General features: G+C 58.4%; 11 protein-coding genes. 9 read left to right on the forward strand and 2 right to left on the reverse strand.

What is annotated here, in order from left to right; all coding sequences use genetic code 11:
- Positions 1-179 precede the first annotated feature (179 nt).
- The 6 genes from cyoA (at position 180) to queC (ending at position 5,802) form a co-directional block, all read left to right on the forward strand.
- Positions 180-1,121, forward strand: a complete 942-nt coding sequence (cyoA, locus tag HX807_RS01105; protein WP_008435619.1) for a ubiquinol oxidase subunit II — start codon at positions 180-182, stop codon at positions 1,119-1,121.
- Between the two features lie 3 nt (positions 1,122-1,124).
- On the forward strand, positions 1,125-3,143 hold the full coding sequence (cyoB, locus tag HX807_RS01110) for a cytochrome o ubiquinol oxidase subunit I (RefSeq protein ID WP_003216371.1): 2,019 nt from the start codon (positions 1,125-1,127) through the stop codon (positions 3,141-3,143).
- Positions 3,144-3,146: 3 nt separating this feature from the next.
- Positions 3,147-3,773: a cytochrome o ubiquinol oxidase subunit III gene (locus HX807_RS01115; protein ID WP_008435616.1), complete on the forward strand. Its 627-nt coding sequence runs from the start codon at positions 3,147-3,149 to the stop codon at positions 3,771-3,773.
- The gene (gene cyoD / locus HX807_RS01120) at positions 3,773-4,108 is read left to right on the forward strand and encodes a cytochrome o ubiquinol oxidase subunit IV (RefSeq protein ID WP_003216374.1); all 336 of its coding nucleotides are present in this window, start codon (positions 3,773-3,775) and stop codon (positions 4,106-4,108) included. The genes HX807_RS01115 and cyoD overlap by 1 nt, the downstream gene beginning before the upstream one ends.
- 11 nt (positions 4,109-4,119) lie before the next feature.
- Complete coding sequence (gene cyoE / locus HX807_RS01125; RefSeq protein WP_003216376.1) at positions 4,120-5,007, forward strand: heme o synthase; 888 nt, start codon at positions 4,120-4,122, stop codon at positions 5,005-5,007.
- Between the two features lie 102 nt (positions 5,008-5,109).
- Positions 5,110-5,802, forward strand: coding sequence for a 7-cyano-7-deazaguanine synthase QueC (gene queC / locus HX807_RS01130; protein ID WP_003216378.1), 693 nt, complete (start codon positions 5,110-5,112; stop codon positions 5,800-5,802).
- Between the two features lie 316 nt (positions 5,803-6,118).
- Here queC and HX807_RS01135 read toward each other — a convergent pair whose 3' ends face one another.
- Positions 6,119-7,015, reverse strand: coding sequence for a queuosine precursor transporter (locus HX807_RS01135; RefSeq protein WP_003216380.1), 897 nt, complete (start codon positions 7,013-7,015; stop codon positions 6,119-6,121).
- Positions 7,002-7,607, reverse strand: coding sequence for a helix-turn-helix transcriptional regulator (locus HX807_RS01140; RefSeq protein WP_003216382.1), 606 nt, complete (start codon positions 7,605-7,607; stop codon positions 7,002-7,004). Before HX807_RS01140 ends, HX807_RS01135 begins: the two co-directional genes overlap by 14 nt.
- A 279-nt stretch (positions 7,608-7,886) precedes the next feature.
- On the opposite strand from HX807_RS01140, the gene glyA reads away from it, so the two are divergent.
- From glyA to HX807_RS01155, 3 genes are all read left to right on the forward strand, one after another.
- Positions 7,887-9,242: a serine hydroxymethyltransferase gene (glyA, locus tag HX807_RS01145; RefSeq protein WP_177049064.1), complete on the forward strand. Its 1,356-nt coding sequence runs from the start codon at positions 7,887-7,889 to the stop codon at positions 9,240-9,242.
- A 256-nt stretch (positions 9,243-9,498) separates the two neighbouring features.
- Positions 9,499-10,035 carry a sugar dehydrogenase complex small subunit gene (locus tag HX807_RS01150; protein WP_023659207.1) on the forward strand — a complete coding sequence of 179 codons (537 nt, stop codon included), beginning with the start codon at positions 9,499-9,501 and terminating at the stop codon, positions 10,033-10,035.
- Between the two features lie 14 nt (positions 10,036-10,049).
- Complete coding sequence (locus tag HX807_RS01155; protein WP_008435597.1) at positions 10,050-11,639, forward strand: GMC family oxidoreductase; 1,590 nt, start codon at positions 10,050-10,052, stop codon at positions 11,637-11,639.
- The last annotated feature ends 1 nt before the right edge of the window (position 11,640 follow it).

The raw sequence follows: 11,640 nt of genomic DNA on the forward strand, positions 1-11,640 counted from the left end.
AAGGCCTTTGACCAACGAATTCGAATAAGAACTCACCGCTAGCCCGGGACGTGTCGATTCGCGCAAGGTGCGACGGGCAGGCCCTTATTCAATCGAAGAGAAATGCCAACCCTTGGCAGGGTGAAGTGTTGGCGATCAAAACCCAACTGCATTGCGCAAGCTGCTTTAGAGGTCGTGAGATGAGTAAAAACAGGTACCCCCGATTACTAGGCTTTTTGCCGCTGCTTGGCATGATGTTAATGCTGGGAGGCTGCAAGTGGACCTTGCTCGACCCTAAAGGTCAGGTCGGTCTGGATCAACGCAACCTGATCATCACCGCAACCCTGCTGATGCTGTTGGTCGTGGTGCCCGTGATCATCATGACGTTCGCGTTCGCCTGGAAATACCGCGCGTCGAACACCAGCGCCACCTATGCGCCGAAGTGGTCGCACTCCACCAAGATTGAAATCGCGGTGTGGCTGGTGCCGATCCTCATCATCATCGCCCTGGGTTACATCACCTATAAGTCGACCCATGAGCTGGACCCTTACCGTCCGCTGGACTCCGACGTCAAGCCGATCAACATCGAAGTGGTCGCGCTGGACTGGAAGTGGCTGTTCATCTACCCGGACCTGGGTATCGCCACTGTGAACCAGATCCGGTTCCCGGAGAACACCCCGCTTAATTTCCGGATCACCTCCGACGCCGTGATGAACTCGTTCTTCATCCCTGCACTGGGTGGCCAGATCTACGCGATGGCAGGCATGCAGACCCGTCTGCACCTGATCGCGAACGAGAAAGCTGAAATGGAAGGCATCTCCGCCAACTACAGCGGTGCTGGCTTCACCGGCATGAAATTCAAAGCGATCTCGACTAGCCAGGAAGATTTCAACGCCTGGGTAGCCGAAGTCAAGGCCGCACCTAAACAGCTTGATCAAGCTGAATACGACGCCCTTGCCAAACCAAGCCAGAACAACCCAGTCGCCCTGTACTCCACGTACGAGCCGGACCTGTTTCAGAAAATCGTCGACAAGTACGAAGGTATGAAGCCAGGCAAGCCGATCGAGCACGAGAAGAAAGAAGTGGCCGCGGTTGAAGGTTCTGACACGGGCTCGCATTCAACTGCTGGGGCAGAGGAGTAAACGATGTTTGGTAAATTAAGTTGGGATGCGGTCCCGTTCCACGAGCCGATCGTGATGGTGACCATCGCCATGATCGCGCTGGGTGGTCTGGCACTGTTTGCAGGTATCACTTACTTCAAGAAGTGGACCTACCTGTGGACCGAGTGGCTGACTTCGGTCGACCACAAGAAAATCGGCGTCATGTACGTCATCGTTGCCATGGTCATGCTGCTGCGTGGTTTTGCCGACGCCATCATGATGCGTACCCAGTTGGCCATGGCCACCGAGGGTTCGCCTGGCTACCTGCCTCCTGAACACTATGACCAGATCTTCACCGCCCACGGTGTGATCATGATCATCTTCATGGCGATGCCTTTCTTCACCGGCCTGATGAACCTTGCCTTGCCGCTGCAGATCGGTGCGCGTGACGTTGCGTTCCCGTTCCTGAACTCCCTGAGCTTCTGGCTGCTGGTATCCGGCGTAGTGCTGATCAACCTGTCCCTGGGCGTCGGCGAATTCGCCAAGACCGGTTGGGTTGCGTATCCGCCATTGTCGGGCCTGGCCTACAGTCCGGGCGTGGGTGTGGATTACTACATCTGGGCGCTACAGTTATCAGGACTCGGGACGACACTGACGGGGGTCAACTTCCTGGCCACCGTCTTGAAAATGCGCGCCCCGGGCATGAAGCTGATGGACATGCCGATCTTCACCTGGACCTGCACCTGGGCCAACGTACTGATCGTTGCATCGTTCCCGATCCTGGCTGCAACCATGGCGTTGCTGTCGCTTGACCGTTACCTGGATTTCCACATTTTCACCAATGAACTTGGTGGCAATCCAATGATGTACGTGAACCTGTTCTGGGCATGGGGTCACCCTGAGGTGTACATCCTGATCCTGCCAGCGTTCGGTATCTTCTCCGAAGTGATCTCGACCTTCTCGGGCAAGCGCCTGTTCGGTCACCACTCGATGATCTACGCCTCGGGCGCGATCTCGGTACTGGGCTTCATGGTTTGGCTGCACCACTTCTTCACCATGGGTTCGGGGGCCAGCGTCAACGCGTTCTTCGGACTGGCGACGATGCTGATTTCCATCCCGACGGGGGTGAAGCTATTTAACTGGCTATTCACCATCTATCACGGTCGTCTGCGTATCACCAGCCAGGTTCTGTGGACCCTGGGCTTCATGGTGACCTTCGCGATCGGCGGCATGACCGGCGTACTGCTGGCTATCCCGGGTGCTGACTTCGTACTGCACAACAGCCTGTTCGTCATTGCTCACTTCCATAACGTGATCATCGGCGGCGCAGTATTCGGCTACATCGCAGGTTTCAGCTTCTACTTCCCGAAAGCGTTCGGCTTCAAGCTGCACGAAGGCTGGGGCAAGGCTGCATTCTGGTTCTGGATCTCGGGCTTCTTCGTCGCGTTCATGCCGCTCTACGCTCTGGGCTTCATGGGCATGACCCGTCGTCTGAACGCCACGACCAACCCTGAGTGGGTACCGTACCTGTACGTTGCCATGGTGGGTGCACTGATGATCGCTGTGGGTATCGCCTGCCAGCTGATCCAGCTGTATGTCAGCGTGCGTGATCGCAAGCAGAACATGTGCGAATCCGGCGACCCATGGAATGCACACACCCTGGAATGGTCGACTTCGTCGCCACCGCCGTTCTACAACTTTGCCGTACTGCCGAAGGCTGACAGCATCGATCCGTTCACCGAAGCCAAGGAAGACGGTACTGCGTACCAGAAGCCTGCGCGTTACGAACCGATCCACATGCCTAACAACACCGCTACCGGCGTTGTGATGGGCGCGCTGTTGACCGTGTTCGGTTTCGCGATGATCTGGCACATCTGGTGGCTGGCCATCGTGAGCCTGGTGGGCACCATCGGCTACTTCATCGTTCACGCTGCCCGTGATGACCAAGGCTACATGGTGCCGGTCGACGTGATCGAACGCATCGAAGCCGAGCAACACGCTCGCCTGGTTGCCGAGAAGAAGATCCCGGCCAACCGTGTTGAAACCTCGTTGGAACAGGCTTAAACCATGTCGAACTTAGTGACCAATGCTGGACACGCCCATGTCGATGACCATGGGCACGATGACCATCACCACGACTCGGGGCCAATGACCGTATTCGGTTTCTGGCTCTACCTGATGACCGACTGCATCTTGTTTGCGTCGATCTTCGCGGTGTACGCGGTACTGGTAAACAACGTAGCGGGTGGCCCGTCGGGCCACGACATCTTCGAACTGCCTTACGTGCTCGGCGAAACCGCCTTGCTGTTGTTCAGCTCGATCACCTACGGCTTCGCCATGCTGGCCTTCTACAAGGGCAGCAAGAAAGGCGTCCTGAGCTGGTTGGCACTGACCTTCCTGTTCGGCCTGGGCTTCATCGGCATGGAGGTCAACGAGTTCCACCTGCTGATCTCCGAAGGTTACGGCCCGCACCGTAGCGGCTTCCTGTCGGCGTTCTTCACGCTGGTAGGCACCCACGGTCTGCACGTGACTGCCGGTCTGATCTGGATGGCGACCATGATGTATCAGGTCAACAAACATGGCCTGACCAACACCAACAAGACTCGCCTGAGCTGCCTGAGCCTGTTCTGGCACTTCCTGGACGTGGTCTGGATCTGCGTCTTCACCGTTGTCTACCTGATGGGGACTCTGTAATGGCTAATGCACATTCCCATGACAGCCATGATGACAGCCACGGCAGCGTCAAGTCGTACGCCATTGGCTTCATCCTGTCGGTCATCCTGACGCTGATCCCGTTCGGCCTGGTGATGTACCCAACCTTGCCGAAGTCGATCACCTTGATGATCGTCCTGGCGTTCGCGGTGATCCAGGTCCTGGTTCACCTGGTGTACTTCCTGCACCTGGACCGCTCGAAGGCTCAGCGCGATAACGTGATTGCGTTCGTGTTCGCAGGTTTGGTGATCCTCCTGCTGGTTGGCCTGTCGGTATGGATCATGTTCAGCATCCATACGTTCATGATGGCGAAGTGAGGTAAGACCCGATGTCGCTTAAGCACTTTATCCAAATCACCAAACCGGGGATCATTTTCGGTAACGTGCTTTCTGTGGCAGGCGGTTTCTTCCTGGCCTCCAAGGGGCATGTCGATCTGGCCATTTTCCTGGCTGCGATGATCGGCACGTCCCTGGTGGTAGCTTCCGGTTGTGTATTCAACAACTGCATCGACCGCGATATCGACATCAAGATGGAACGCACCAAGAATCGTGTGCTGGTCCAGGGCCTTATCTCCCTGAAACTGGCACTGATCTTCGCGACCATCCTGGGTATCGCCGGCGTGGTGTTGCTGTACAAGGTGGCCAACCCGCTGGCGGCGCTGTTTGCCGTGATCGGCTTTGTCATCTACGTCGGCTTCTACAGCCTGTACCTCAAGCGCAAGTCGGTTCACGGCACGCTGGTGGGCAGTCTGTCGGGGGCGATGCCGCCGGTGATTGGTTATGTGGCTGTGACCAATAGCTTCGACATGGCCGCGTTGGTGCTACTGGTGATGTTCAGCCTGTGGCAGATGCCGCACTCCTATGCCATCGCGATCTTCCGCTTCAACGACTACCTGGCTGCCTCGATTCCGGTTCTTCCGGTCAAGCGTGGCATCAAGGTCGCCAAAAAACACATCCTGCTCTACATCCTGGCCTTCCTCGTGGCGACCTTGATGTTGACCTTCAGTGGCTACGCCGGCATGAGCTACCTCGCCGTTGCCGCCGCCATGGGCATGTACTGGTTGTACATGGCCTGGACCGGCTACAAGGCGGTGGATGACACCGTCTGGGCACGCAAGCTGTTCGTCTTCTCGATCTTCACCATCACCGCCTTGAGCGTGATGATGTCCCTGGATTTCCAGGTGCCGAAAGAGTTGCTGCTGACGTACGCTCACTGAGTGATCGAGCAGTAAAAAACCCCGCCTTCGAAAGAAGCGCGGGGTTTTTTATTGAGGGGCCTTTAAACTATGCCAAATCTTACAAATGCAGGAAGCAGCGTGATGAGTAAAAAAGCCGTTATCGTATTCAGTGGTGGGCAGGATTCGACCACCTGCCTGATCCAGGCACTGGCGCTGTATGACGAGGTGCACTGCATTACCTTCGATTATGGCCAGCGCCATGTGGCGGAAATCGAAGTCGCACAGAAACTCGCCAAACAGCTGGGCGCCACCGTTCACAAAGTGATGGACGTGTCGCTGTTGAACGAGCTGGCCATCAGCAGCCTGACCCGCGACAACATTCCGGTACCCACGGTGAACAGCTCGGGCGAGAGTTTGCCGAGCACCTTCGTGCCTGGCAGGAACATTCTGTTTCTGACCCTCGCGGCGATCTACGCCTACCAGGTCAAGGCGGAAACGGTGATCACCGGGGTGTGTGAAACCGACTTCTCCGGCTATCCCGATTGCCGGGACGAGTTCGTCAAGGCGCTGAACAAAGCGCTGCAACTGGGCATGGAATACGACGTGCGCCTGGAAACGCCGTTGATGTGGCTGAACAAGGCCGAGACCTGGGCCCTGGCGGACGATCACCAGCAGCTGGACCTGATCCGCAACCAGACCCTGACCTGCTACAACGGCATTATCGGTACGGGTTGTGGCAACTGCGACGCGTGCAACCTTCGCGCACGTGGCCTGAACGACTACCTCGAAAACAAGGCAGCCGTCATGCAGAGCCTGAAAAGCAAACTGGCGTGATGTCGATCGTTCCCACGCTCCGCGTGGGAACGCATCCCGTGACGCTCCGCGTCACGAAGGCGGACGCAGAGCGTCCGAGGCGGCATTCCCACGCAGAGCGTGGGAACGATCATCAGTTGGCGTGCAGTTGGGCCCGTGATGTAGCGCTTGAACAGCGAGCGGGCGCCATAGGCCGGCAGGATATTGAAGAAGGCAAAGCAGACCTGTCGATCGTTCCCACGCTCCGCGTGGGAATGCATCCCGTGACGCTCCGCGTCACGAAGGCGGACGCAGAGCGTCCGAGGCGGCATTCCCACGCAGAGCGTGGGAACGATCATCAGCTGGCGTGCGGTTGGGCCTGGGTATCGCCCGTGATGTAGCGCTTGAACAGCGAGCGGGCGCCATAGGCCGGCAGGATGTTGAAGAAGGCAAAGCAGACCTTGATCGCAATCTGCACGTAGATCATGTTCAGGATGTCGCTGGTCTGCATGGCGCCGTAGAACGCGATGAAGCAGAACAGGAAACTGTCGATGATCACCGCGAAGAACGTACTCAGGAAAATCCGCAGGAACAGGTACCTGGAATTGGTCAGCTCCTTGATCTTGCACAGCAGGTACGAGTTGATGTTCTCCGACACCAGGAACGAAACCGAAGAGGCGATGAGCACCGACGACACCTGGATGATCACGTCGTTGTAAGGCCCGTCGAGCTTCCAGCCTGGCAAACCGGGGAGGAAGGTCGAGCCGTAGAGCAGGATGATGATCATCGCGTTACTGGCAAACGCAAACAGGATGGCCCGTCTCGCCAGCCGCAGGCCGAACTGTTCGTTGAGCAAGTCCACGATCAGAAACGTCAGCGGGTAAAGGAACGTGCCGGGCGTGACGATAATGCCCAGCGACTCCAGGTAAATAGGTTTGGTCGCGGCGATGCTGGTGAAGATATAGAACGTAAAGAGCAGCAGGTTCAGGATGATGTAAATCATCCATGAGTTCTCGTTGCGGTCGTTGAGGTCGTACGCGGTCAGCGCTCCGCCCTGTGAGTAGAACTTCTTGTACATGTTCTTGACTTCCATTTTATTTAAATTGTCCATGATTTCGCTGTTCAGCACTTCGCTCAGCTTTATCCGAATGATCTTGCCCGTGGCGATCACCATGATCACCGCCAGGCTCTTGTCATTCTCGAACCCCAGCAACTTGTATTTGCTGTTCTCGACTTCGTGCTCATACGTTGTCATTGAAGCGCTCCTCGATGATATCTCCCACCACACAGATACGATCCGAGCTGACACACGCTTGATCCGTGATAAATAGTTTTTTGCTGAGCCTGTCGTACACCAACTTTTCCTTGTCGTCGCTCGACGTCCCTTTCTGCACGATCAACAAATCGCCCGGCTCGTTGACGCCGGCAATCGCATGTTCCAGCAGCACGGCTATCAAGTTGTAGGAAGTGCCGAAGTAGTAGGTCAGCGGGTACAGCGTGGCGAGTTCGCCAATGCGCTTGTCCATGCTCGCCATGACCTGGCTTTGCTTGATGATCGGCACGGCAGCAGGGTTCATGTTGCCCTGGGGGGAAATACTGCTGTCGATGATCTCTTTTTCTTCGAAGTCGAGGGTCTCGATTTCTTCATAGGAAACGCCGAAGAAATCCGAGATCTTGCGGATGGTGGACTGCTGTACGTTAACGACCTTGCCTTCCAGAATGTTGTAGATCGTGGTTCTGGTCAGGCCGGCCGCATTGCACAACGACAGCTGCGTCTCTCCGCGGCTCTTGATCAGGTATTTGATATTGCTCTTCAAATACTCGGTGCGTTCTTTTCTGTGAATCAAATGCCCACCACTTCCTTATGTTCTACACAGAGCGTCCATGTTGCGCTGGGGGTGCGTGCTTCGCCGCGGCGCGAAGTGTTGCATGCGCCTGCCACAAGAATAAAGACCGTGATCAGTTTTTTGGCGATTGGCCAGCATTCAGCCAGGAAAAACCGCGTCTTGTCCCCCTGTGTGCGGCCAAAAAGAATCATTTAATTTGGAAAATGTTCATTTTTCTGCTTAATTGCCCTGCGCCCAACGGAAAGGCGCACGGGATTTTCAGGGAAGGAACACAGGACAATGGCAGTCGACACGCAACCACTTACCCACCAGGCCGACCTGCTGCAACGAGGGCTGGCGGATCTACGGGCAGAAGACGCGGAGCTGGCAGCGTTGCTGGATGCGGAAGTCACGCGCCAACACCAGACGCTGTCGCTGGCCGCTTCGTCCTGCGCAGTGAGGCCGAATATCCTGGCGGCGTCCGCCTCGCTGCTGGTCAACGTGACCGCCGAGGGCACGCCCGGCTGGCGTCATCACGCCGGCTGCGAGAATGCCGACCGGGTCGAAGCCCTGGCTGTGCGCCGAGCGCGTGAGCTGTTCAGTGCGCAATACGCAGGCGTGCAATCACACTCGGGGTCGACTGCCAACTATCAGGTACTGGCGGCCTTGCTGGAGCCGGGAGACACCGTGCTCGGCATGGCCCCCGATCATGGCGGGCATCTGAGCCACGCCAGCCCCGTCGCGTTCACCGGCGCGAACTACAAGGCGCTCCGGTACGGCACTACCTCCAAGGGTGTTATCGATTACGACCAGGTGCGCACACTGGCGCTGGCCCATCGCCCGCGCGTGATCATCTGCGGGGCGACGGCCTACTCGCACACCATTGATTTCGCGCGCTTGCGTGGGATTGCCGACGAAGCCGGGTCGATCCTGCTGGCGGACATTTCGACCATCGCCGGCCTGGTCGCCACCGGGCGCCATCCGAGCCCGATCGACGCAGCCCACGTCACTACGCTGTGCACCCATAAACAACTGGGCGGCCCGCGTGGCGGCCTGATCCTTTCCGGTCGCGACGCCGAAACCAAGGTGCCGGGCCTTAAGACCAGCTTCAGCCGGCTCCTCGATCAAGCCGTGTTCCCACGAATGCAGGGCGCACCGGCCTTCAACATGATCGCGGCAAAGGCGGTGGCGTTCGGCTACGCCATGTCCGCGGATTTCGACGCCTGGATGGCGCGTATTCGCACCACGGCCGACGAACTGGCCAGCGCGTTCCAGGCCTGTGACTACGAGGTGGTGGGCGGGCGCAGTGAAAACCACTCGGTGCTGATTCGCTTGCGTGGCGGCATCACCGGCGCCATCGCCCAGGCGGCGCTGGAGCAGTGCGGCATCATCGTGGACAAGCATCGGGCACCGGGAGAGACGCGACCATCATTCGTCGCTGGCGGGTTGTGTATCGGCACCGGCTCCCTGGCGCAACGCCAGCTCGACGCCGATGGATGTCGGCAGGTCGTCGAACTGGTGTGCCGGGTACTCGATGCGGTCACGCCCCTCAACGAGCACAAGTTCACCCTGGATCCGAATGCACAGGAATCCCTGCGCTTGCAGGCTCAAGCCTTGTGCGCGAAGTATCCCCTCGCGGATTACCTGCACAACTGAGCAAACATCCAAATGGATGTTTCATGTTATTGCAGGATAAATTGCTGTACGGTGTTTAAGCGGCTGTTATAGACGGTCGCGTTGTTGCTCATTCTCATCATTAACAAGCTGCACGACAGCTTGGCGTTCTCCTGGCAGTTATAAAAAGGGCTCTTAAAGTCCGTTCAACCTCCGTGAACGAAGTACTCAGCCTTTTGCAGTGAAGTCGAACTAGGCCCGTGCGCCGATAGTTGTTCGACTCATGAGGAGATATCCCGTGATAACCCGAAGAAAACTCCTGTATTCAGGCGCAGCCTTGACCGGTGCTGGCCTGTTTGCCCCGCTGTGGGCAGGTGCCGCGCTGGCGCAGGAAGTCAGCAGCGCCGCCAGCGACGACATTGAATCCTTCCGCCAACTGTCGATGTTCCTCCTCGAACGCTCGAACCTGGATGCCGCCTTGTCCTTGCGCATCCTGGCCCAGTGCACCCGGAACGACCCTGCATTCCCCGAGAAGATCAAAGCCTTGTGGAGCAAGGTTGGCCAGCATCACTTGCGCAACGTCGGCCAGTTGTCCGGCAGCCCGTTCTACGCCGACCCGGTGATCAAGGACACGACGCAGAAAATCGTCTCCGCCTGGTACCTGGGCTACACCGGCACGCCGGTGTCCCTGCGCGCCACCGACGGCACGCGCCTGGTCACCTTCACCGGCGCCCTGGCCTATGCGCCGACCGCGGACGCCACGGTGATCCCGACGTACTCCCGGGGAAAAACCAATTACTGGGTCAATCCTCCGGCCACGCTGGCCAACGACTAAGACAAGGCACTTTTATGAATCAGGATTTTGACGCCGATGTCATTGTGGTTGGCTCCGGCGCATTAGGCAGTAACGCAGCATTTGAATTGGCCAGGCACGGCAAGTCAGTGATTATTCTGGAAGCCGGTGAACATATTCCCCGCTGGAAGATAGTCGAGAACTTCCGTAATTCGTCGAACAAGGGCAATTACAACTCACCCTATCCGAATGAACCGTGGGCCCATCATTCTTACGATGAGCAATACATCGAGAACACCGGTTCTTTCGAGTTCCGCCCCGGTATGTTGAAACTGGTGGGCGGTACCACCTGGCACTGGGCGGCAGCGTGCTGGCGTTACTTGCCCAACGATATGAAACTCAAGACGCTCTACGGCGTAGGTCGCGACTGGCCGCTGGAATACAGCGAGCTGGAACCCTATTACGTGCGTGCGGAAATTGCCCTGGGCGTATGCGGCAGTGACACCCAGGACCAGAGCGGGCAGGGCGGCGGCGCGTTCCCGCCACGCTCAAGCCCGTACCCGATGGCGCCGGAAGGTGATACCTACCTGTTCCAGCGCCTGCGCGAACGCATGGCCCCGGCGGGGTATCACTTTATCCATGAGCCCAATGGCCGTGCCACTGAACCCTACGACGGGCGCCCGGCGTGCAGCGGCAACAACAACTGCATGCCGGTCTGCCCCATCGGCGCGATGTACAGCGGCGACGTGCACGCCCGCCATGCGGAACAGGCCGGCGCCAAGCTGATCACCGACGCCACCGCCTACAAGCTGGAAAAAGGCGCGGACGACAAGATCGTCGCCATCCATTACCGCAGCTCCACCGGCGCCGATGTGCGGCTCACTGCCAAGTACTTCATCGTTGCCGCCCACGGCCTGGAAACCCCCAAGCTGCTGCTGATTTCCGAGGTGGCCAACTCCTCCGACCAGGTCGGTCGCAACCTGATGGACCACACCGGCCAGGGCCTGCAATTTATCGCCGACGAGCCGTTGTGGCCGGGACGCGGCGCGGTGCAGCAGGGCGGGATTTTCAACCGCCGCGACGGCGAGTTCCGCAAGGAGCGGGCCTCGGTCAAACACTCGATCTCCAACAACGTGCCGAACATTGCCGTGGCCAAGCGGCTGATCGCCCAGGGCGTGTACGGCAAGGAGCTGGACGAACGCATCCGCCACGATGCGGCGCGTTGGGTCGACGTCTCTACCGTGTATGAAACCCTGCCATTGCAGACCAACACCGTGCGCCCGAGCCGCACCCGCAAGGACGCCCTGGGCATTCCGATGCTGGTGGTCAACTACGAGGTGGGCGACTACGTGAAGGCGGCCAAGGCCGGCGTCACTGAAGACTATGCGCACTTCGTGCAACTGATGGGCGGCACGGTGGTGGAAGACAACACCGGCTACCAGAACCGCGACCACCTGATGGGCACCGTGATCATGGGCGCCAACCCCAAGGATTCGGTGGTCAACCACGAGTGCCGCACCCACGACCACGCCAACCTGTTTCTCGCCACCACCGGGGTGATACCGGCCTCCGGCACCATCAACCCGACCCTGGCCGGCGTGGCGCTGAGTATCCGTATGGCCGACATCATTGCGCGGGAGGTCTAGG

This window comes from Pseudomonas sp. D8002 (assembly GCF_013385695.1).
Classification (GTDB): domain Bacteria; phylum Pseudomonadota; class Gammaproteobacteria; order Pseudomonadales; family Pseudomonadaceae; genus Aquipseudomonas.